Here is a 21,017-nt window from a genome sequence, read left to right on the forward strand (position 1 = left end):
GGGTTTCGCCGACGTGACGCAGGCCCTGTCGGCAGTGCTCCCCGGCGAGGAGGAGGCCCGCCTGGAGGCGGAGCTCGGCGGCCACGACGCCGCCCTGGCGGCCCAGGAGCTCCTGCTCGCCGACCCGAGGCTGCTCGCCGCCGAGGAGGTGGCGGCCCCCGACCTCGGGATGCTCGAGCGGGCCGACCTCGCCGCCCGCGGCGAGCTCACCCGGTCGCTGGCGGCGCACACCCTGCGGCAGACCCGCGCCGAGCGGCTGTCCTCGTTGGACCGAGAGCTCCAGGCGGCACTGCGGGCGTGGGCGCCCGTGCGCGAGGAGCTGGAGCTGGTCACCGGCCTCTCCCAGCTCGTCGAGGGCCGGTCAGCCGACAACCGGTTGCAGATGCGGCTGTCTGCCTACGTACTGGCCTACCGGCTGCGTCAGGTGGTGGCCGCCGCCAACGAGCGGCTGGCGGGGATGAGCGACTGCCGCTACTCCCTCGAGCACACCGCCCGGCGGGGGGCCGGCGAGACCCGGGGAGGTCTGAGCCTCACCGTGCGCGACGACTGGTCCGGGGAGTCGCGCGACCCGGCCACGCTCTCGGGGGGTGAGACCTTCGTGGTGTCCCTGGCGCTGGCCCTCGGCCTCGCCGACGTGGTCACCCAGGAGACCGGTGGGGCCGCGTTGGACACCCTCTTCGTCGACGAGGGCTTCGGCGCCCTGGACGCCGACACGCTCGAGGACGTGATGGACACGCTGGACTCGCTGCGCGACGGCGGACGGGTGGTCGGCGTGGTCAGCCACGTGCCCGAGATGGCCGACCGGATCCCGACGCAGCTGGCCGTGGTCAAGAGCCCCCGCGGCTCGACGCTGCGCACCCGGGGCACCCACCCGTGACCGTGACCACAGGGCCCAGGTCCGCACTCAGAACAGGAGCTGGGCCAGCGCGCCGAACAGGTTCAGCAGCACGAACGCGCCGACCACGATCCCCACGACGAGCAGGGGCAACCGGGCATCGGGTTCGCCCTCCTGCGCGGCCTGCCTGCTGAAGTGTGCGGTCACCAGGACCGGTGAGGCGAAGACCAGCAGCGCGGACAGCCCGGCGAGGCCGATGACGTACCAGGGTGTGGTGTCAAGGGACGGCTCGTTGTAGCCGAACCAGGCGGGGATCCCCTCCCCCAGGACCATGGCGGCCACGAAAGCGACCGGGAAGAGGCCAAGCGACCACCATGCCAGGTGCAGCGAGCGGTGGGGCCGTGGAACTGTGTGCTGGTGGGGTGCTGTACTCATGGTCATCACCCTTCCGGGACACCTCCAGCCTAGTCCGCTCGAGGGCCGCAGGAGATGAGGTCTTCCTCTCAGCCGGGGTCCGCAGCTGGTCGCCGGGTGAGCTCGAAGCTCGAGACCTCCAGGTGGCTGACCGCCCCGTCCGTGGACCGGACGACGTGCAGCTGCTCGCCGGTGTGGTAGCCGCTGAGCCCGACCACGCGACCGTCCCGGAGCCCGAAGCTGTGCACGGGCGCGCCGCCGACCCGGCCGACCACGGTGCCGCCCTCGAGGGTCATCACCACCGGCGTGTTGCCCCAGTACCACACGCCGAGCAGCGGCTGCAGCGGGGCAGGCACGTCGTCGGCGGGGGTCCACGGCTCCCCCACGGTGGGCTCGCACTCCTCCAGCAGCTCCAGCAGGTCGCGAGCCAGCAGACCGGGACGCAGCCCGGTGGTGGCGTTGCAGAGCACCGCGGCACCGGTTCCTCGTGCGTGGTCGACGAAGCACGCGGCCAGGAACCCCGGCATCGAGCCGGTGTGCCCCACGAGCAGTCCGGAGCCCCCCTGCAGCAGCATCAGACCGAGCCCGTGGGCGCCGCCGAGCCGGTCGTGCCGGTCGCCCGCCTGGGGGTGGGCCGCGGCCAGCAGCTCCTCGCGCGGCAGCACGTCGGGATGGCCGTCGAGCAGGAAGCCGAGCCATCGGGCCAGGTCCCCGGCGGTCCCCCAGGCCTGGCCGGCCGCGGCCATGACGCCGGTGTCGGTGGCCGGCTCGAGGGCGAGCGTGCCGGCGTACGGGTGGACGCTGTACCCCTGGGCGGCGGGAGGCTGCGGCAGGTAGGTGGTGCGCGCCATGTCCAGGGGACCGAGGACCCGCTCCTGGACGCCGTCCCACCACGACCGCCCGGAGCGCCGGGCGACCACCTCGCCGAGCAGGGCGAACCCCACGTTGGAGTAGTGGAACTGGCCGGGCGCGGCCAGGGCCGGCTCGGGACCGAGTCCCGTGGCGACCAGCTCCGCCCAGCCCCGCCCGGGCGAGGCCTCCCACCACGGGACCCCCGGCTCGGCGGGCAGGCCGGCCGTGTGCGTCACCAGCTCGCGCACGGTGGGGTCCGCCCCGTCGAGACCGCCCAGCACCGACCCGACGCGCTCGTGCCACCCGAGCAGGTTCTCCGCGACGAGCTGGTGGACCCGGACCGCGGTGAACGTCTTGGTGATCGAGCCCAGGCGGTACTGCACGTCCTCGGGGGCGGCCTCGCCGGCACCGGTGCGGTCGCCGCGGTGGCCGGCCCAGACCACCTCGCCGGCGCGGACCAGGACCGCGACGAGCGAGGGAAGCCGGCCCGTCCGCTGGGCGGCCGCCAGTCGGGCGGTCAGCCGTCGGTCGGTGGTGCCGGCGACCCTCACTCGGCGAACGCCTCGGGCGGCGGACAGGAGCAGACCAGGTGCCGGTCGCCGTAGGCCTGGTCGATCCGGGCGACCGGCGGCCAGTACTTGTCCGGGTCCGGGCCGGCCGGGTAGGCCGCCACCTGCCGGGTGTAGCGGCGCCCCCACTTGCCGACCATGGTGCTCCCGGTGTGGGGAGCGTGCCGGAGCGGGGACTCCTCGGCCGCCCAGCGCCCCGCGGCGACCTTGGCGATCTCGCCGCGGATGGCGACCATCGCGTCGCAGAACCGGTCGAGCTCGGCGAGGTCCTCGGACTCGGTCGGCTCGACCATCAGGGTGCCCGCGACCGGGAAGGACATCGTGGGCGCGTGGAAGCCGTAGTCGATGAGCCGCTTGGCGACGTCGTCGACGCTCACGCCCGTCTCCTTGGTCAGCCCGCGCAGGTCCAGGATGCACTCGTGCGCGACCAGACCGTGGGCTCCGCGGTAGAGCACCGGGAAGTGCTCGTCGAGCCTGGCGGCCACGTAGTTGGCCGCCAGCACCGCGTACGCCGTGGCCCGGGTGAGCCCCTCGGCTCCCATCAGTCGGATGAAGGCCCAGGAGATCGGCAGGATCCCCGCCGAGCCGTAGGGTGCGGCGCTGACCGGCCCGGCCCCCTGCTGCTGCTCGGGTTCGGGGTGCATCGGGTGGGAGGGCAGGTACGGCGCCAGGTGGGCGCGCACCCCCACCGGGCCGACGCCGGGTCCTCCCCCGCCGTGCGGGATGCAGAACGTCTTGTGGAGGTTGAGGTGGGACACGTCGCCGCCGAACTCCCCCGGCCTGGCGTAGCCGAGCAGGGCGTTGAGGTTCGCGCCGTCCACGTAGACCTGACCGCCGTGGGCGTGGACGACGTCACAGAGCTCGGTGATGGTGTCCTCGTACACGCCGTGGGTGGAGGGGTAGGTGACCATGATCGCCGCCAGCGTGTCCGCGTGCTCCGTGCACTTCGCGCGCAGGTCGTCGAGGTCCACCGACCCGTCCTCGGCCGCGTTCACCACGACTACCCGCATCCCGGCCATCACCGCTGAGGCGGCGTTCGTGCCGTGCGCCGAGGACGGGATCAGGCACACCTCGCGCTGGTCCTGGCCCCGGGCGTGGTGGTAGCCGCGGATCGCGAGCAGGCCGGTCAGCTCGCCCTGGGAGCCGGCGTTGGGCTGCACGCACACCCGGTCGTAGCCGGTGACGGTGGCCAGCCAGCCCTCGAGGTCGGACACCAGCTGCCGGTAGCCTGCGGCGTCCTCGGCAGGGGCGAAGGGGTGCAGGTCGGCGAAGCCGGGCAGGCTGATCGGCTCCATCTCCGTGGTCGCGTTGAGCTTCATCGTGCACGAGCCCAGCGGGATCATCCCCCGGTCCAGCGCGTAGTCGCGAGCCGACAGCCGGCGCAGGTAGCGCAGCATCCGGGTCTCGCTGCGGTGGGCGGAGAACACCTCGTGGGTCAAGAAGTCGGTGGTCCGCCGTAGCCCGGCCGGCAGGCCGGAGCGCGCCGCGGAGTCCAGCGCCTCGAGGTCCACGGCCGTCTCGGCCCCTCCGGTGGCCACCCGGAAGGCGCGCAGCACGCTGGTGACGGTCGAGCGGGTGGTCACCTCGGAGGTGGCCAGCCCCACCCGGTCCGAGTCGACCAGCCGCAGGTGCAGGCCCAGCCGCCTGGCGGCGGCCACCACCTCCGCCGCCTGGCCGGGAACCCGCACCGTGAGCGTGTCGAAGAACGTCTCGTTCTCGAGGGTGAAGCCGGCCTCGCCCAGCGCGCGGGCGAGCACGGCCGCGTACCGGTGCACCCGCAGTGCGATCGAGCGCAGGCCGTCGGGGCCGTGGTAGACGGCATACATCGCCGCCACGACGGCGAGGAGGACCTGGGCGGTGCAGATGTTGGAGGTGGCCTTGTCGCGTCGGATGTGCTGCTCGCGGGTCTGCAGGGCGAGCCGGTACGCCGGGCGGCCCTCGGCGTCCACCGAGACCCCGACGAGCCGGCCGGGCAGGTGGCGCTCCAGTCCGGCGGCGACCGCCATGAAACCGGCGTGGGGCCCGCCGTAGAACAGCGGGACCCCGAACCGCTGGGCCGAGCCGACGGCGACGTCGGCACCGAGGGTTCCGGGCGACTCAAGCAGGGTGAGCGCCAGCAGGTCCGCCGAGACCACGGCCAGCGCCCCGCGCTCGTGAGCCGCCTCGATCACCGGTCTCGGGTCGGTGACCCGGCCCGAGGCACCCGGGTACTGCACCAGCACGCCGGAGATCTCCTCGTCCGGGAGACCGGCAGCGAGGTCGGCCACGACGACGTCGATGCCCAGCGCCCTCGCCCGCGTCTGGACCACCGCGATGGTCTGCGGCAGGGCGTCGGCGTCCACGACGAACGCGCCGCGGGCGTTGCGCCGGGCCCGGCGCACCAGCGTCATCGCCTCGGCGGCGGCGGTGGCCTCGTCGAGCAGGGAGGCGTTGGCGGTCGGCAGCCCGGTCAGGTCGGCCACCGCGGTCTGAAAGTTCAGCAGGGCCTCGAGGCGTCCCTGGGAGATCTCGGGCTGGTAGGGGGTGTAGGCGGTGTACCAGCTGGGGTCCTCCAGCACGTTGCGTCGGATCACCGCGGGGGTGAGGGTGCCGTGGTAGCCCAGGCCGATCATGGGCTCGGCGGGGCGGTTGGCGGCGGCGAGGGCGCGCAGCTCGCGGGCGGCGCCGTCCTCCGAGAGCGCCGAGGGCAGCGTCAACGGCTCGCCCGTGCGGATGGCGGCGGGAACCGCGGCGTCCATCAGCGCCTCGAGGCTGTCGAAGCCGACGGTGGCCAGCATGGTCTCGACGTCGCTCGCGCTCAGCCCGAGGTGGCGGGTGAGGAACGGCTGGGCGGCGTCGAGCTCGCGCAGCGTGGCGGGGCGGACGGTCGGCTCGGTCAACGGGGGCTCCCTCGATCGTGCGGTCGCCTCCCCCTCTGTCGGTCGGTGACCTCCAGAGTTGCCTGGTCCGCACGGTCCGGGCGCCTGAGAGGTTCCGGGGAGGGATTGCCCCTTCGGCGCTTCGCGCGGTCCGCCGACCCCGCGAAGACTCTCCCGTGCGGGATCGTCAGCGCTTGAAATCTACCATCGGCGCCCGGGTCACCCGAGGAGCCGGGCCGCCCGCCGGGCGGCGAGCTCGTCGCGAGGGTCCACCGCCGGCGCCTCGTCGGCGGTGCGCTCCGCGGGCAGCTCGGCCAGCGTGCCCTCGATCTCGCGCCAGACGCCACCGATGGCGATCCCGAACACTCCCTGACCGCCCTGGAGGAGGTCGATGACCTCGTCGTTGCTGGTGCACTCGTAGACCGAGGCTCCGTCGCTCATCAGTGTCACGCGGGTGAGGTCGTCGGTCCCCCGTTCCCGGAGGAACTGCACCGCGGTGCGGATCTGCTGCAGCGAGATGCCGGCGTCCAGGAGTCGCTTGATGACCTTGAGGATCAAGATGTCGCGGAAGGAGTAGAGGCGCTGCGAGCCCGAGCCCTTGGCCCCCCGCACGCTGGGCTCCACCAGGCCGGTGCGCGCCCAGTAGTCGAGCTGGCGGTAGGTGATGCCGGCGGCGTTGCACGCCGTGGGGCCTCGGTAACCGGTGTCGCTGGGCAGCGGGGACACGTCGTCGGTGAACAGCAGGCCCTGCTCCTCGGCCTGTTCGGTGGCCTCGGCTCCCGCCGTGGTGTCGGCCTGCTTCTCGTTCTCGTTCACGCCACATCGACCCTTTCGGCGACCTACTCCGTTTCGCGTAGCTCCCGGGGAGGTGTCGCCGGGTGGACCCGATCGGGCACAACCACAACGGTGGAGTTACAACAGAGACAGTTCACGGTAGGACGGCGGGCCGGTCCGGTCAACGCAGCGGGCGGCGTGTCGCAACCATAACTCTCAAGTAGAGGTTGAGGGTTTACTGGGCCTCGAAGTCCTCCGGCGTGACGTGGTCGAGGAACTCGCGGAACTTCTCGACCTCGTCCTCCTGCTCGTCGGGCACTTCGAGGCCCGCCTCCGCCAGGACCCCGTCCGCGCACACGATCCTGGTGCCGGTGCGCAGGGCGAGTGCGATGGAGTCCGAGGGGCGGGCGCTCACCTCGACCCCGGAGTCGAAGACCAGGGTCGCGTAGAAGACCCCGTCGCTCATGTCGGTGATCTGCACCTCCAGCAGCGTGCGGCCCAGGGCCTCCAGCACGTCCTTCATCAGGTCGTGGGTGAGAGGCCGGGGGGGTACCACGCCCTGCTGGGCGAACGCGATCGCCGTGGCCTCCACCGCACCGATCCAGATCGGCAGGTACCGGTCCCCGCCCACCTCGCGCAGCAGCACGATCGGCTGGTTCGAGGGCATCTCGACACGGACCCCGACGACGTCGACTTCGCGCACGTCCCCCACCCTACCCCGCCTCGGCGGCGGCCGACGGGCCCTGACCTGGGCCGGGCGGGGCCGGTCAGGACCGGCGCAGCCCCGACTTCACCAACGTGGCGTGGAGCTTCACCGAGAGGGCGGCGATCTCGTTCACCGCCTCCTCCGCCCGGGCCCGCGCCGCAGTGTCGCGGCCGCGCTTGAGCGGGGCGACGACCTGTTCGACCAGACCCACCTCGCGGTCGGCCGCGGTCTTGAAGGCGCGCAGGTGCCGGGGCTCGAACCCGAAGTCCGCGAGCTCTCTCGCGGTCTGGGCCACCACGAGCGCATCGGTGTCGTAGTGCCCCGTCCCGGGCAGCGGGGTCACCAGGGCGTACTGCTCGAGCTGTCCGAGCAGCTCCTCGTCGATCCCCGCGATCTTGAGCAGCTCACGCCGGGAGATCCGGACGTCGGATCGCCGGCCGAACGACTCCGGGCTGGGCAGGCCGTCGGCCGCCAGCGCCACCGTGGGCACGGTGGGGACGACCGGCTCGATCGGCGGCGGCTCCAGGCCCCGGTCGATGGCGTCCAGGTGCTCCCCGATGACCCGCAGCGGGAGGTAGTGGTCCCGCTGCATCCTCAGCACGTAGCGAAGCCGCTCGACGTCCTCGGGGGCGAACTTGCGGTAACCGGCCGGAGTCCGCTCCGGCTTGATCAGCCCCTTGTCCTCCAGGAAGCGGATCTTGGGGATCGTGACGCCGGGGAAGTCGGGACGCAGCAGGTCGAGCACCTGCCCGATGTTCATCCTCCCCCGAGATGACGGGACCGCGCTGCCCGGCACGCGTCAACCCTTGACGTGCCCGGCGTAGAAGACGAGGCGGTACTTGCCGATCTGGACCTCGTCGCCGTCCTTGAGGGCCACCTGGTCGATCCGATCGCGGTTGACGTAGGTGCCGTTGAGGCTCCCCACGTCACGCACGGAGAACTCGGTGCCGTCCCGGTGGAACTCCGCGTGGCGGCGCGACACCGTGACGTCGTCGAGGAAGATCTCGCTCTCGGGATGCCGGCCGGCGGTGACCAGGTCGAGGTCGAGCAGGAACCGGTTCCCGGCGCCCGGGCCGCGCTGGACCACGAGGAGGGCGTGCCCCGCCGGCAGGGCGTCCACCGCAGCCGCGTCGATCGGCGACAGCTGACGGTCGCCGGTCTCGACCTTGTCGCCGCTGCCGAAGGTGATCGTGGCGGTCACGTCAGGCTGCGGTTCGGGCGGAGCTCCCGCTGCCGCACCGGCGGTCACCAACGCGGTGCCGCACTGGGAGCAGAACCTGGCGTCGTCGGGGTTCTGCCGTCCGCACGAGGTGCAGAAGGGCATCTGGTCACTCCTCCTGGGGCTGGGCGTCACCCGGGATCAACTCTCAAGCCGGAGCTGAGGGTGACGGTCGGTTCCGAACCTACCAGTGAACCGGGCAGGGTCGGGGGGATCAACCCTGCAGCGACTCCTGGTAGGCCGCGGCGTCGAGCAGGCCGTCCAGGGCTGCCTCGTCGGAGGGGGCCACCTCGAACAGCCACCCGGCTCCGTAGGGATCGGTGTTGACCAGCTCGGGGGTGGCGTCGAGCGCCTCGTTGCGCGCCACGATCTCGCCGCTCACCGGGGCGTAGACGTCGCTGACGGACTTGGTGGACTCCAGCTCCCCGCAGGTGTCGCCGGCCTGCACGCTGTCGCCGACCTCGGGCAGGGAGACGTAGACGATGTCGCCCAGAGCGTCCTGGGCGAAGTGCGTGATGCCGATCCGCACCGATCCCTCGGTCTCGCCGGGTGTGCGCACCCACTCGTGCTCGCTGGTGTACTTCAGGTCGTCGGGGTACACAGTCGCTCTCCTTCTTCTGGGGCCGGCGTCCGGGCGCCGCGGTCCCGGCCGGGGACTGCCGGTGAGGCTACCGGGCGACGAGGCTACCGCGCACCGGCCCTACTGCTCGGTGCCGGGCTGGGCGTACTCCGGGCGACTGGCGGTGTGGACGCTCTCGATGCGGAGCAGCGGCACCTGGTCGACGGTGACCGTGGCGCCGTCGTCCTCCAGCTGGTCCACGGGTCCCTGGGGGAAGACCATGGCGGCCTCCAAGGTGGCCGGGTCGCCGATGACCTCGAGGGTGTAGGGCGAGGTGACCAGCGTGCCGCCGACGAGGACCCCGCCCACCGCGTCGGCGAAGGAGGTCTGGGCCACCACCCGCACCTGGTCGTTGATCTCGATGGCCTCCGCGCCTGCGGTGCGCAGCTCCTGGATGGTGTCCAGGAGGGAGTTCACGCTGACCTCGCCGTCGGTCTCGGTGATGGTCACCCGGATCCCCGGACCGGACACCGGCACCTGCCCGGCCAGGATCGCGAGGGTGTCCACCTCCTGCCGGGCCTGCTGCAGGGCCGCGGAGTGGCGCAGCGTGTCGGTCCTGAGGTCCTGCCGCGTGCTCTCGAGCCGGGCGATCTCGCCCTGGGCCCGCTCGGCGGCCGAGGTCATGGTGTTCAGCACGGCGATGAGGTCCTGCTCCCGGTAGCCGGCGTAGGTGTTGTCCAGCTCGTTGGCGCGAACCTGCGTGACGGCGGCGAACCCCAGGCCCGCCAGCAGAACCGCCACCACCACCTGGCCGCGCGAGGGGCGCAGCAGCGCGGTCCGCAGCCGCGCCCTGGCCGGCTGGGCGGCCGGGTCGGTGACGCCTGCGGGGGGTGCCGGGTCCTGGTCGGAGGGTCGCTCAGGCATGGAACAGGTGCCTTCGGATGGCGGCGACGTTGGCGAAGATGCGGATGCCCAGCACCACGATCACGCCGGTCGAGAGCTGACCGCCCACGCCGAGCTTGTCGCCCAGGTAGACGATCGAGGCGGCGATCACCACGTTGCTGAGGAAGGACACCACGAAGACCTTGTCGTCGAAGATGCCGTCGAGCAGCGCGCGCAGACCGCCGAAGACCGCGTCGAGGGCCGCCACGACGGCGATCGGCAGGTAGGGCTGCAGTCCGATGGGGATGTCGGGCTGAAAGACCAGTCCGAGCACGATGCCCAGGACGAGGCCGATCATCGCGATCACGGCGCTCCCCCTCCCTCGTCGCCGGCGCTGGACGTCGGTCGTACCGGCTCATTGTCCATGCCGCTGACCAGGGTGGCGAAACGCAGCGCCCGCAGGGGCGCCCCGGGCAGCGCCATCGAGTCCTGGTTGGTCATGTCGAAGCCGAAGCCGTAGGTGTCGACCAGCGTGAGGAACTGCTGGCCGCGAGCGCTGTCCACCAGGGCCGCCTGCAGGGTCCGCGGGTCACCGACGGCCTGGACGACGTACGGCGGGGAGAGCGGGACCCCGTTGACGTGGACCGCTGCTCCGACGTTGCGGATGCCGCTGAGCGGGGTGAGCCGCTGCCCGTTGACCGCGACGGCCTCCGCCCCCACCCCCCACAGGGCGTCCACGAGCAGCGCCAGGTCGGTGTCACGCACCGCCTCGGAGGACAGTCCGCTCGGGGAGTCGGTCACGACGGCGCGGACCCCGGGGCCGGTGGTGGGGCCGAAGCCGGTGCGCGTTCGGAGTCGCTGCGTCTGGGCGACGGCGGCGCTCTCCTCCGCCCGGACGTCGTCCAGCTCCTGCTCCAGCTCCTGGTTGCGGGCCTGCAGCCGGCCGATGCGGTCCTGCACCGCCGCCAGGGCGTCGCGCCCATCCCCGATCCGGGCCACGAGCGTGGCCCGGCTGCTCTGGTCGACGGCCGCGTTGCGCGTGGTCTGGGCAGCGGCCGTGCCGACAAGCAGCCCGAACAGCGCCAGGACGGCCAGGACGGCGCCGCTCGCACCCCGCCGGCCCGGCTCCGGTGCCGTGGAGTCGGCGCGTCGCCGGGCCGCCTGGGCGTAGTCCTGGTCCAGGGCCTGCTGGGTCACCAGGGCGAGCAGCGGCTGGGTCACGTGGGCCGGCAGCGGCTGGCCCTGCGCGTCCGTGTGGGCGCCGGCCCCCTTCTGGTGGCGCGACTCAGGCATCAGTCCCCACCGTCCGGCGGCCGGGCTCCGACAGCAGCCGCTGCACCTGCCAGGCGTAGAGGATCCCCGCCCACCAGTAGAGGCCGATCCCCCAGATCGCGAACGCCCAGCCGAAGACCTGCGCCAGCGTCGCGACCACGCCGGAGCCGTCCCCGAGAAGGAGCAGCGGGAAGGCGTACAGCAGGTTGAACGTCGCGGCCTTGCCCAGGAAGTGCACCGGCAGGGCGCTGTAGCCGCGCCGGCGCAGGAACGGCACGAGCCCCCACAGGAGCAGGTCGCGCAGCGGGAGCAGCAGCGCCACCCACCACGGGATGATGTCGCGCAGCGCCAGCCCGACCACCACCGCCAGGATGTAGAGCCGGTCGGCCACCGGGTCGAGCACCTCTCCGAGCCGGGAGCGCTGGTCCAGACGGCGGGCCAGGTAGCCGTCGAGGAAGTCGGTGATTCCTGACGCCATCAGCACCACGAGTGCCCAGCCGTCGGCCTGCGGTCCGAGCACCAGCCACAGGAACAGCGGGACGCCGAGCAGCCGGGCCAGGCTCAGCAGGTTGGGGACGGTCCACACCCGGGTGGAGCGGGTGGACGCGTCGGGCACTGGGGACCTGCCGTTCGGACTGGGTGGGTGGACTCCCACCCTATCGAGCCGGGTCAGACGCGCCGGCAGCTCAGGGGGCCTGGTCATGGTGGGCCGCGTCGCGGATCTGGCCGACCAGCTCCTCGATCACGTCCTCCAGGGTGACCAGGCCGAGCACGGCTCCGTCGGGCCGGACGACGCGGGCCAGGTGCGCACCCCGGCGCTGCAGGGTCGCCAGGGCGGTCCGCAGCGGGTCGCCCGCGCGCACGCTCGCGAACGGCCGGATCCACTTGTCCTCCACCGGCCGGCTGCGCCGCGCGTCGTCGTACTCCAAGACGTCCTTGATGTGCAGGTAGCCGCTGAGACTGCCGTCCTCGTCGACCACCGGGAACCTGCTGAACCCCGTGGCCGCGCACAGCTCCTCCACGGCCGCCGCGCTCGAGCCACGACGCACGGTGGTGAGTGAGTCGGTGGGCATGATCACCGTGTCGACCGTCTTGGCCGTGAAGTCCAGCGCACCGCTGAGCCGGTCGTACTCCGCGTCCGCCAGCAGCCCCTGGCCTCGGGACTCCTCCACGAGGGCGGCCACCTCCTCGCGGGTGTAGGTGGACCCGACCTCGTCCATCAGCCGCACGCCCATGGTCCGCAGCACCAGGCCGGCGATGGCGTTGATCACCACCACCACCGGGCGCAGGACCGTCACCGTCGCCCAGATGGGTGGACCCAGCACCAGCGCCGCCCGGTCGGGGCCCGCCAGCGCGATGTTCTTGGGCACCATCTCCCCCACGACCACGTGCAGCGCGACGACCACGAGCAGGGCGACGGTGAAGGAGACAGGGTGCAGCAGGCCGGCGGGCACGTGCAGGACCTCCAGCACGGGCTCCAGCAGGTGCGAGACCGCGGGCTCCCCGACGGCTCCGAGGACCAGGCTGCACACCGTGATCCCCAGCTGGTTGACCCCGATCACCAGGGCGATGTTCTCCATCGCGTGAAGGGTGGTTCGGGCCACCCACGAGCCGGCCTGGGCGCGGGGCTCGATCTGGCTGCGGCGCGCCGAGATCAACGCGAACTCGGCGCCCACGAAGAAGGCGTTGCCGAGCAGCAGCAGGACCGACAGCGCGACCGCGCCGGCCGGGGTCACGGTGGCCCCACCTGCCCGGGCCGCACGCTCAGGGTGAGCCTGTCGATCCGCAGCCCGTCCAACCGGTCCACCCGCAGCATCGCCGTGCGAGGCGCGGGCTCGGCGTCCTCGTCGTCACCGGGCTCGGGTACCAGGGCGACCTCGGCGACGTCGCCCACCTCGGGAATCCGGCCCAGCGCCTTCAGCACCAGTCCGGCGATCGTGTCGTAGTCCTCGTGCTCGGGCAGCGCCGTCCCGGTGATGTCCTCCACCTCGTCCGGGCGGAGCAGCCCCGACAGCGACCAGCTTCCGTCGCGGCGCTGCTGGGACCGGCTGGCGAGCGGGTCGTGCTCGTCGGCGATGTCCCCGACGATCTCCTCCACCACGTCTTCGAGGGTCACGATCCCGGCGTGCCCGCCGTACTCGTCGAGGACGACGGCCATCTGGAACCCGTCCTCGCGGAGCAGGGCCAGCAGCGGGTCCAGCCGCAGGGAGTCGGGGACGACGATGGGACGCACCATGATGTGCCTCACCCGGGTGGTCGCCCGCTCGGGCACCGGGAGCGCCACGGCGTGCTTCACGTGCACGGTCCCCACCACCGCGTCGTCGCTGTCCAGGACCGGGAACCGCGAGTGCCCGGTCTCCCGGGCCAGCTCGATCACGACGCCGGCGCGGTCGGCGTCCTCCACCGTGGTGGTGCGCACCCGGGGGGTCATGATCTCGCCCGCGGTGCGGGTGCCGAACTCGACCGAGCGCTCGATGAGCTCGGCAGTGCCGGCGTCCAGGGTGCCGCGGTCGGCCGAGCGGGCGATCAGGCTCGCCAGCTCCGTGGAGCTGCGGGCCGAGCGGAGCTCCTCCTGGGGCTCCAGCCCGAGCCGGCGCACCACCGCGTTGGCGGTGCCGTTGAGGAACCGGATCGGCCAGCGGTTGAACCGGGTGAAGGACCGTTGGAACCGCTGGGTGGCGCGGGCCGTCCACATCGGCCGGGCGATCGCCAGGTTCTTGGGCACCAGCTCCCCGAACACGATCGTGAGCAGGGTGCTCAGCGTGAGGCCGATGCCCAGCGCCACCGGGCGCACGGCGCCTGACGGCACGCCGGCGCGTGCCAACGGGTCGCTGATCAGGTCGGCGATGGCCGGCTCGGCGAGGTAGCCGATGGCCAGGTTGGTCACGGTGATGCCCACCTGCGCTCCCGAGAGCTGGGTGGACAGGGTGCGCAGCGCCTGCTGGAGTCCCTGGGCGGTGGGGTCGCCACCCGCCGCGTCGCGCTCCACCGCCGCCCGGTCGACGGTGACGAAGGAGAACTCCGCGGCGACGAAGACCCCGGAGGCGGCGATCAGCAGCAGCGAGGCCAGCAGCAGGGTCACGGCCGTCATCGGCGGGTGCCGTCCATGGGCGGTTCGTGAGGTCCTTCGCTCGGGGAGTGAGCGACCACTCTAACCACCGCGCGCCCTCGGCCCCTCCGACCGGGGACACCGTCTCGCCAGGAATAGGCTGGCGGCATGAGCGTCCAGGCCCCGACCCCGGGCCTGACCACCGAGCAGGCCCGGGCCCGCCTGGCCCGTGACGGTGCGAACCTGATGCCCGAGCCACCCCGTCAGGGGCTGTGGCGGCAGTTCGTCGCACAGCTCACCCACCTGCTGGCGCTGCTGCTGTGGGTCGCCGCGCTCTTCGCGTTGCTGGCGGGGATGCCCGAGCTCTCGGTGGCCATCGTCGTCATCGTGCTGCTCAACGCGGTCTTCGCGTTCTGGCAGGAGTACCGCGCGGACCGGTCCACGCAGCACCTGCGGAGGCTGCTGCCCACCCGGACCCGCGTCGTGCGCGACGGCGCACCCGTCGAGGTGGACGTGACTGAGGTCGTGGTGGGCGACCTGGTCGAGCTGGCGCCCGGCGACCGGGTGCCCGCCGATCTCGTGGTCACGACCGCCGAGGGCCTGGCCGTGGACGAGTCCCTGGTCACCGGGGAGAGCCGGCCGGTGCCGCACGCCGTCGGCCACCCGCTGCTGGCAGGGACCTTCGTGACGCAGGGAGAGGGCACGGCAACGGTGTCCGCCGTCGGCTCCAGGACCAGCCTGGCCGACATCGCCACCCTCGCCCAGTCGGCCGAGAGACCCCCCAGCCCGTTGTCCCAGCAGCTCAGCCGGGTGGTGCGGGTCGTGGCGGTCGTGGCGGTCACCACCGGCGTCCTGCTGGGCCTGGGCGCGGTCAGCCTCGGCCTGAGCACCGTCTCCGCGTTCCTCTTCGCCGTCGGTGTGGCCGTCGCCCTCGTGCCCGAAGGGCTGCTGCCGACGGTGACGCTGTCCCTGGCCCGCGGCGCACGCCTGATGGCCGAGCGCCGGGCCCTGGTTCGGCGCCTCGACGCGGTCGAGACCCTGGGTGCGACCACGTTCATCTGCACCGACAAGACGGGCACCATCACCCAGAACCGGATGGCCGTCGTCGACGTGGTGACGCCGGCGGGCCGCGTGAGCGTCGAGGGTCGCGGCTACGAGCCGACCGGACTGCTCCACGGGCCCCCCGAGGCCCTCCCCCGGGTGACCGACCTCGCCGCCCGGGCCACGGCGTGCGTGAGCGGACGGGTGGTGCAGCGTGAGGGCGAGTGGGTGGCCGAGGGGGACCCGATGGAGGCCGCACTGCACTGCCTGGCCCTGCGGGCGGGCGTGACCCCCGGACACGGCCCGCAGAAGAGACGTCCCTACTCCCCGGACCGGATGGTGAGCTCGTCGATCACCGACGGCAGCGTCAGCGTGCTCGGCGCCCCGGAGCAGGTCTTCGCCCGGTGCCGCTCGGTGCCGCCGGAGCTGCAGGGGGAGCTCGCCCGGCTCACCGCCGGCGGCCGCCGGGTGCTGGCCGTGGCCACCCGCCCGTGGTCGGACGGCGACCCCGAGGACCGCCTCGAGCAGGACCTCGAGCCGCTCGGCCTGCTGGGGGTCGAGGACCCGCCCCGTGAGGGCATCGAGGAGGCCCTGCGCTCGTGCCGTACCGCCGAGCTGCGCGTGGCGATGCTGACGGGAGACCACCCGAGCACGGCCGAGGCCATCGCCCGCGAGGTCGGGCTGCTGGGGCCGACCGGCGTCGTGGTCACCGGGGCCGAGCTGCCCGAGGACGACCGGGCGCTGGGGGCCCTCCTGGACCAGCCCGACGGTGCCGTGGTCGCCCGGGTGACGCCCGCGGACAAGTTCCGGATCGCGCGCGCCCTGCGCAGCTGCGGGCACGTCGTTGCGATGACCGGGGACGGGGTCAACGACGCACCGGCACTGCGTGAGGCCGACGTGGGGGTCGCCATGGGGGCCACCGGAAGCGACGTCGCCCGGGAGGCCGCCGACCTGGTGCTCCTCGACGACCACTTCGGCACCATCGTCACCGCCATCGAGCTGGGCAGGGCGACCTTCCGCAACGTCAGGCGCTTCCTCACCTACCACCTCACCGACAACGTCGCGGAGCTCGCGCCGTTCGTGGTGTGGGCGCTCACCGGCTCGAACGTGCCGCTGGCCATCGGGGTGCTGCAGGTGCTCGCGCTGGACATCGGCACCGACATGCTCCCCGCCCTCGCCCTCGGTGCCGAGCCGCCCAACCGCCGGATCATGCTGGGCCGGCCGGAGCGCAGCGTCCTCGACGGGGCCCTGCTCCGGCGCGCCTTCGGGGTGCTGGGCCTCACCGAGGCGGTGGTCTCCATGGGCGCGTTCTGGTGGGTGCTCCACTCGCACGGGTGGAGCTGGGGCGAGACACCCTCCGCGGGCGTGCTCGCCCTCGCGTCGGGGACCACGTTCGCGGCGATCTCGCTGTGCCAGATGGCCAACGCCTTCGCCTGCCGCAGCACCGTCGCCCCGGTCTGGCGGATGCGGCTGCGGGACAACCCGCTCGTGGGGGCCGCGGTGGTGGCCGAGCTGGTGCTGCTGCTGCTGTTCGTCGGGCTCCCCCGGGTGAGCGACCTGCTCGGCGGGGCCTGGCCCAGTGTCGGCGGCTGGGTGGCTGCGGGGGCCGGGGCGGTCCTGCTGGTGGTCGTCGACGGCGCCCACAAGCTGGTGCTCAGGCTGCGCCGCCGCGCGGACGCCGGAGACCTGTGACCAAGGCTGTGACAGGGGCAACTGTGCCTTGAGCCCCGGTGCCCCACCGGAGCACGATGGACGCAGAGAAAGCGTCGTGATCGCCATGGTCCGTACCCAGTCCGTCCGTACATCCTCCGAGGACGACGGGCCCGCGTTCGACTACGAGCGCACCCGCCGGGAGTTCTCCTGGGAGCGCGCCCGCGCCGCCCTCGCGGGGCTGCCCCGTGGCGGAGGCCTCAACATCGCCCACGAGGCCCTGGACCGACACCTGGCCGAGGGGCACGGGGACGACGTGGCGCTGCGCTGCGTGGCGGAGACCGGCGAGTGCACCGAGCACACCTACCGCGACCTGGTCAGCGAGACGAACCGGTTCGCCCGGCTGCTCGGGGCCCTCGGGGTCCGGCGCGGCGACCGGGTGATGTCGTTGCTGGGCCGTCAGAGCGAGCAGTACGTGGCCGCTCTCGGCACGCTCAAGGCAGGCAGCGTGTTCTCCCCCCTGTTCTCCTCCTTCGGGCCGGAACCGATCCGGCAGCGGCTGCTCCTGGGCGAGGCCCGGGTGCTGGTCACCACGCCCAGTCTCTACCGGCGCAAGATCGCCGGCCTGCGCGCTGACGTGCCCTCGCTGGAGCACGTGCTGCTGGTCGGCGGCGAGACCGAGAACACCGCCGAGCTGGGTGCGGCGATGGCCGCCCAGCCCGACGACTTCGAGATCCCGCCGACCGACCCCGAGGACATGGCGCTGCTCCACTTCACCAGTGGCACCACCGGCACGCCCAAGGGCGCCATCCACGTGCACGGCGCGGTGCTGGCCCACCACGTGACCGCCGGCTACGCCTTGGACCTGCGCGCCGGCGACGTGTTCTGGTGCACCGCCGATCCCGGCTGGGTGACCGGCACGTCCTACGGGATCATCGCGCCGCTGACTCACCGCGCCACACTGGTCAGCTACGCGGGGGAGTTCGAGGCGCGGGTGTGGTACCGCCTGCTGGCCGAGCACCGGGTCAACGTCTGGTACACCGCACCGACCGCGCTGCGCATGCTGATGCGGTCGGGCGCCGACGTGGCCCGCGAGTACGACCTCGGCGCGCTGCGCCACATCGCCAGTGTCGGCGAGGCGCTCAACCCCGAGGTGGTGATCTGGGGCCAGGACGCCTACGGGTTGCCCATCCACGACAACTGGTGGCAGACCGAGACCGGCGCGATCATGATCAGCAACTACCGCGGCACCGAGGTGCGTCCCGGATCGATGGGCCGGCCGATGCCGGGCATCGATGCGACACTGCTGGCCCGCGGCGAGGACGGCCGCGCCGACCGGACCGGGGGCAGGGTGCGGGTGGCCGGCCCCGGTGAGGTCGGGGAGCTGGCGCTGCGGCAGGGGTGGCCGTCGATGTTCCGCGGCTACCTGGGCGAGGAGGAGCGATACCGCTCCTGCTTCGTCGGCGGCTACTACCTCAGCGGCGACCTGGCCCGGGTCGACGAGGACGGCTACGTCTGGTTCGTCGGCCGCGCCGACGACGTCATCAAGTCGGCCGGGCACCTGGTCGGGCCGTTCGAGGTGGAGACGGCCCTCATGGAGCACCCGGCCGTCGTGGAGGCGGGCGTGATCGGCAAGCCCGATCCGGTGGCCGGGGAGATCGTCATGGCCTTCGTCACGATCCGCCCCGAGTTCGAACCCACCGAGGAGCTGCAGCGTGAGCTCCTGGCGTTCGGCCGACGCCGCCTCGGCGGGCTGGCGCCCAAGGAGATCGCCTTCGACCAGCATCTTCCGCACACGCGCAGCGGCAAGGTGATGCGCCGGCTGCTCAAGGCCCGCGAGCTCGGCCTGCCGGGCGGTGACGTCTCCACCCTGGAGGGAAGTCCATGACCAGCACCCGCAAGCGGCGGGCGGCGGCCGCCGCACCACCGTCCCCGGCAGTCGCCGACCGTGGCGACCTCCTGCGCACCATGCTGCTGATCCGGCGATTCGAGGAGCGCTGCGCCGAGCTCTACAGCGCCACCCGGATCCGCGGCTTCCTGCACCTCTACGTCGGGGAGGAAGCGGTCGCGACCGGGGTGATGGCGACCCTCACCCCCGACGACGCGGTGGTCTCGACCTACCGCGAGCACGGCCACGCGCTCGCGCGGGGGGTCCCGATGGACTCCATCATGGCCGAGATGTTCGGCAAGGCGACCGGCTGCAGCCGTGGCCGTGGCGGCTCCATGCACCTCTTCCACGCCGGCACCCGGTTCCTGGGCGGCAACGCGATCGTTGCGGGCGGAATCCCGCTCGCCGTCGGTCTCGCCCTGGCCGACCGGCTCGCGGGCCGCACCCGCGTGACCGCCTGCTTCTTCGGTGAGGGCGCCGTCGCCGAGGGCGAGTTCCACGAGTCGCTGAACCTGGCCGCGCTCTGGCACCTGCCGGTGCTGTTCTGCTGCGAGAACAACCGGTACGCCATGGGCACCGGGCTGACCCACCAGCACGCGCGCACCGACCTGGCGCTGCGTGCCTCGACGTACGGCGTGACCGCCTGGCCGGTCGACGGCATGGACGCGCTCGCCGTCGAGGAGTCGAGCCGGCAGGCCGTCGAGCAGATCCGTGCCGGCGCCGGGCCCCACTTCCTCGAGCTGCGCACCTACCGGTTCCGGGCCCACTCGATGTACGACCCCGACCGCTACCGCGACAAGGCAGAGGTCGAGCTGGAGCGGACCCACGACCCGATCACCACCCTCGCGGACCGGATGCGTGCCGACGGCCAGCTGACCGACGCGTCGTGGTCGGGGTTGGAGAAGGAGGTCGCCGCGCTCATCGACGAGGCGGTCGCGGCTGCAGACGCCGCACCCCTCGAACCGGTCGAGGAGCTGACCAGGTTCGTGGTGAGCGATCGGGAGGTGAGGTCGTGACCGGGACCGTCGAGACCACCTACCGGGAGGCGCTGCGCGCCGCGCTCCGCGAGGCCCTCGCCAGGGACGAGCGGGTCTTCCTGATGGGCGAGGACGTCGGGGCCTACGGCGGGTGCTTCGCCGTCAGCCTCGGCCTGCTCGAGGAGTTCGGCCCTGAGCGGATCCGCGACACCCCACTGTCGGAGTCGGCGTTCGTGGGCGCGGGCATCGGCGCGGCCCTGGGCGGGCTGCGACCGGTCGTGGAGATCATGACCGTGAACTTCAGCCTGCTCGCCCTGGACCAGATCCTCAACACGGCAGCCTCCCTGCAGCACATGTCCGGGGGGCAGTTCCCGGTGCCGCTGGTGATCCGGATGGCCACCGGCGCCGGACGCCAGCTCGCCGCCCAGCACTCGCACAGTCTCGAGGGCTGGTACGCCCACATCCCCGGGCTCCGCATCCTCGCTCCAGCCACCCTGGAGGACGCGCGCGGCATGCTGTGGACCGCTCTGCAGGACCCGGACCCGGTGCTGATCTTCGAGCACGCCTCGCTCTACCCACTCAAGGGCGAGCTCGCCGAGGACGCCGGCGCCGTCGACCTCGACCACGCCGCCGTACGGCGGTCCGGGGACGACCTCACCCTGGTCACCTACGGGGGGAGCCTGGGCAAGACGCTCGAGGCGGCCGAGCAGCTCGACCAGGACGGCGTCTCGGCGGAGGTCGTCGACCTGCGCACCCTGCGGCCCCTCGACGACGCCTGCTTCGTGGGATCGGTACGCCGCACGCACCGGGCCGTGATCGTGGACGAGGGCTGGCGCAGCGGCAGCATCTCGGCCGAGATCGCCGCCCGGATCACCGAGCAGGCGTTCTACGACCTGGACGCCCCCGTCGAGAGGGTGTGCAGCGCGGAGGTGCCGATGCCCTACGCCAAGCACCTGGAGGACGCCGCACTCCCCCAGGTCGGCACCATCGTGGCCGCCGCACGCCGGACCCTGGGGTGAGCCATGACCGACTTCACCATGCCTTCCCTCGGCGCCGACATGGACGAAGGCACGCTGCTGGAGTGGCTGGTCTCGCCCGGGCAGAGTGTGCACAAGGGTGACATCGTGGCGATCGTGGACACCGCCAAGGCCGCGGTCGAGGTCGAGGTGTTCACCGACGGCGTCGTCGAGCAGCTCCTGGTCCCGGTGGGCACCACCGTCCCGGTCGGAGCCCTCCTGGCCACGCTGCAGCCGCTCGGCGCGGTTCCGGCAGCTCCCTCGCCTCCGCCCGCGGCACCCCCACCTCCACCCGCGACGGCGCCACCTCCGCCCGCGGCACCCCCACCTCCACCCGCGGCACCCCCACCTCCACCCGCGGCGGCGGAGGTGCACTCACCGCTGGTACGCCGGTACGCCGCGGAGCTCGGCGTGGACCTCGGCACGGTCACCGGGACCGGCGTCGGTGGCCGGGTG

20 protein-coding genes and 1 riboswitch are annotated in these 21,017 nt (G+C 72.9%); of the genes, 6 read left to right on the top strand and 14 right to left on the bottom strand.

Annotation, left to right across the window (positions count from 1 at the left end; genetic code table 11):
* Positions 1 to 877: SbcC/MukB-like Walker B domain-containing protein (locus PLP61_RS05570; protein ID WP_324501186.1), on the top strand; the 877-nt coding region annotated here is incomplete at its 5' end.
* A 27-nt stretch (positions 878 to 904) separates the two neighbouring features.
* On the opposite strand, the gene PLP61_RS05575 is transcribed toward PLP61_RS05570, so the two are convergent.
* The 14 genes from PLP61_RS05575 to PLP61_RS05640 all read right to left on the bottom strand — a co-directional run bounded on the left by PLP61_RS05575 (position 905) and on the right by PLP61_RS05640 (position 14,031).
* Entirely contained in the window at positions 905 to 1,270 is a 366-nt protein-coding gene (locus PLP61_RS05575) for a hypothetical protein (protein ID WP_324501188.1), read from the bottom strand.
* A gap of 68 nt (positions 1,271 to 1,338) precedes the next feature.
* Positions 1,339 to 2,652: a serine hydrolase domain-containing protein gene (locus PLP61_RS05580; protein WP_324501190.1), complete on the bottom strand. Its 1,314-nt coding sequence runs from the start codon at positions 2,650 to 2,652 to the stop codon at positions 1,339 to 1,341.
* Positions 2,649 to 5,447, bottom strand: a complete 2,799-nt coding sequence (gene gcvP / locus PLP61_RS05585; RefSeq protein ID WP_502888967.1) for an aminomethyl-transferring glycine dehydrogenase — start codon at positions 5,445 to 5,447, stop codon at positions 2,649 to 2,651. The genes PLP61_RS05580 and gcvP overlap by 4 nt, the downstream gene beginning before the upstream one ends.
* 164 nt (positions 5,448 to 5,611) lie before the next feature.
* A riboswitch (glycine riboswitch) is annotated at positions 5,612 to 5,715 on the bottom strand.
* 32 nt (positions 5,716 to 5,747) lie between these two features.
* The gene (locus tag PLP61_RS05590; RefSeq protein ID WP_502888968.1) at positions 5,748 to 6,272 is read right to left on the bottom strand and encodes a MerR family transcriptional regulator; all 525 of its coding nucleotides are present in this window, start codon (positions 6,270 to 6,272) and stop codon (positions 5,748 to 5,750) included.
* Positions 6,273 to 6,537: 265 nt separating this feature from the next.
* Positions 6,538 to 7,005: a bifunctional nuclease family protein gene (locus PLP61_RS05595; RefSeq protein ID WP_324501194.1), complete on the bottom strand. Its 468-nt coding sequence runs from the start codon at positions 7,003 to 7,005 to the stop codon at positions 6,538 to 6,540.
* A 64-nt stretch (positions 7,006 to 7,069) separates the two neighbouring features.
* Complete coding sequence (gene ftsR, locus PLP61_RS05600) at positions 7,070 to 7,768, bottom strand: transcriptional regulator FtsR (protein WP_324501196.1); 699 nt, start codon at positions 7,766 to 7,768, stop codon at positions 7,070 to 7,072.
* A 39-nt stretch (positions 7,769 to 7,807) separates the two neighbouring features.
* Positions 7,808 to 8,332: a zinc-ribbon and FHA domain-containing protein gene (locus PLP61_RS05605; RefSeq protein WP_324501198.1), complete on the bottom strand. Its 525-nt coding sequence runs from the start codon at positions 8,330 to 8,332 to the stop codon at positions 7,808 to 7,810.
* Between the two features lie 109 nt (positions 8,333 to 8,441).
* On the bottom strand, positions 8,442 to 8,828 hold the full coding sequence (gene gcvH, locus PLP61_RS05610) for a glycine cleavage system protein GcvH (RefSeq protein ID WP_324501200.1): 387 nt from the start codon (positions 8,826 to 8,828) through the stop codon (positions 8,442 to 8,444).
* A gap of 99 nt (positions 8,829 to 8,927) precedes the next feature.
* The gene (locus PLP61_RS05615; RefSeq protein WP_324501201.1) at positions 8,928 to 9,710 is read right to left on the bottom strand and encodes a DUF881 domain-containing protein; all 783 of its coding nucleotides are present in this window, start codon (positions 9,708 to 9,710) and stop codon (positions 8,928 to 8,930) included.
* The gene (locus PLP61_RS05620) at positions 9,703 to 10,035 is read right to left on the bottom strand and encodes a small basic family protein (protein ID WP_324501203.1); all 333 of its coding nucleotides are present in this window, start codon (positions 10,033 to 10,035) and stop codon (positions 9,703 to 9,705) included. The genes PLP61_RS05615 and PLP61_RS05620 overlap by 8 nt, the downstream gene beginning before the upstream one ends.
* On the bottom strand, positions 10,032 to 10,961 hold the full coding sequence (locus PLP61_RS05625) for a DUF881 domain-containing protein (protein WP_324501205.1): 930 nt from the start codon (positions 10,959 to 10,961) through the stop codon (positions 10,032 to 10,034). Before PLP61_RS05625 ends, PLP61_RS05620 begins: the two co-directional genes overlap by 4 nt.
* The gene (gene clsA / locus PLP61_RS05630; protein ID WP_502888966.1) at positions 10,954 to 11,643 is read right to left on the bottom strand and encodes a cardiolipin synthase ClsA; all 690 of its coding nucleotides are present in this window, start codon (positions 11,641 to 11,643) and stop codon (positions 10,954 to 10,956) included. Before clsA ends, PLP61_RS05625 begins: the two co-directional genes overlap by 8 nt.
* A complete protein-coding gene (locus tag PLP61_RS05635) occupies positions 11,627 to 12,676 on the bottom strand; it encodes a hemolysin family protein (protein ID WP_324501209.1) in 1,050 nt (349 codons plus the stop codon). The genes clsA and PLP61_RS05635 overlap by 17 nt, the downstream gene beginning before the upstream one ends.
* On the bottom strand, positions 12,673 to 14,031 hold the full coding sequence (locus tag PLP61_RS05640) for a hemolysin family protein (RefSeq protein ID WP_324501211.1): 1,359 nt from the start codon (positions 14,029 to 14,031) through the stop codon (positions 12,673 to 12,675). The genes PLP61_RS05635 and PLP61_RS05640 overlap by 4 nt, the downstream gene beginning before the upstream one ends.
* 126 nt (positions 14,032 to 14,157) lie before the next feature.
* Here PLP61_RS05640 and PLP61_RS05645 point away from each other — a divergent pair, with 126 nt between their 5' ends.
* The 5 genes from PLP61_RS05645 to PLP61_RS05665 form a co-directional block, all read left to right on the top strand.
* Complete coding sequence (locus tag PLP61_RS05645; protein ID WP_324501213.1) at positions 14,158 to 16,722, top strand: cation-translocating P-type ATPase; 2,565 nt, start codon at positions 14,158 to 14,160, stop codon at positions 16,720 to 16,722.
* A gap of 85 nt (positions 16,723 to 16,807) precedes the next feature.
* Positions 16,808 to 18,568, top strand: a complete 1,761-nt coding sequence (gene acsA, locus PLP61_RS05650) for an acetate--CoA ligase (protein ID WP_324501221.1) — start codon at positions 16,808 to 16,810, stop codon at positions 18,566 to 18,568.
* Positions 18,565 to 19,584 carry a pyruvate dehydrogenase (acetyl-transferring) E1 component subunit alpha gene (gene pdhA / locus PLP61_RS05655; protein WP_324501215.1) on the top strand — a complete coding sequence of 340 codons (1,020 nt, stop codon included), beginning with the start codon at positions 18,565 to 18,567 and terminating at the stop codon, positions 19,582 to 19,584. The genes acsA and pdhA overlap by 4 nt, the downstream gene beginning before the upstream one ends.
* Positions 19,581 to 20,564, top strand: a complete 984-nt coding sequence (locus tag PLP61_RS05660; RefSeq protein WP_324501217.1) for an alpha-ketoacid dehydrogenase subunit beta — start codon at positions 19,581 to 19,583, stop codon at positions 20,562 to 20,564. Before pdhA ends, PLP61_RS05660 begins: the two co-directional genes overlap by 4 nt.
* Before the next feature lie 3 nt (positions 20,565 to 20,567).
* On the top strand, positions 20,568 to 21,017 hold a 450-nt coding region (locus PLP61_RS05665), incomplete at its 3' end, for a biotin/lipoyl-containing protein (protein WP_324501219.1).

Origin of the sequence: Nocardioides sp., assembly GCF_035429765.1 — a bacterium.
In the GTDB taxonomy this organism is placed as follows: domain Bacteria; phylum Actinomycetota; class Actinomycetes; order Propionibacteriales; family Nocardioidaceae; genus Nocardioides.

Excerpts from the sequence above, each read along its gene's own strand:
- PLP61_RS05640 (WP_324501211.1), bottom strand. The coding sequence starts at position 14,031 with ATGACGGCCGTGACCCTGCTGCTGGCCTCGCTGCTGCTGATCGCCGCC.
- gcvP (WP_502888967.1), bottom strand. The coding sequence starts at position 5,447 with ATGCTGGCCACCGTCGGCTTCGACAGCCTCGAGGCGCTGATGGACGCC.
- pdhA (WP_324501215.1), top strand. The coding sequence starts at position 18,565 with ATGACCAGCACCCGCAAGCGGCGGGCGGCGGCCGCCGCACCACCGTCC.
- acsA (WP_324501221.1), top strand. The coding sequence starts at position 16,808 with ATGGTCCGTACCCAGTCCGTCCGTACATCCTCCGAGGACGACGGGCCC.
- PLP61_RS05575 (WP_324501188.1), bottom strand. The coding sequence starts at position 1,270 with ATGAGTACAGCACCCCACCAGCACACAGTTCCACGGCCCCACCGCTCG.
- PLP61_RS05605 (WP_324501198.1), bottom strand. The coding sequence starts at position 8,332 with ATGCCCTTCTGCACCTCGTGCGGACGGCAGAACCCCGACGACGCCAGG.
- ftsR (WP_324501196.1), bottom strand. The coding sequence starts at position 7,768 with ATGAACATCGGGCAGGTGCTCGACCTGCTGCGTCCCGACTTCCCCGGC.
- PLP61_RS05615 (WP_324501201.1), bottom strand. The coding sequence starts at position 9,710 with ATGCCTGAGCGACCCTCCGACCAGGACCCGGCACCCCCCGCAGGCGTC.
- PLP61_RS05625 (WP_324501205.1), bottom strand. The coding sequence starts at position 10,961 with ATGCCTGAGTCGCGCCACCAGAAGGGGGCCGGCGCCCACACGGACGCG.
- clsA (WP_502888966.1), bottom strand. The coding sequence starts at position 11,643 with ATGACCAGGCCCCCTGAGCTGCCGGCGCGTCTGACCCGGCTCGATAGG.
- PLP61_RS05645 (WP_324501213.1), top strand. The coding sequence starts at position 14,158 with ATGAGCGTCCAGGCCCCGACCCCGGGCCTGACCACCGAGCAGGCCCGG.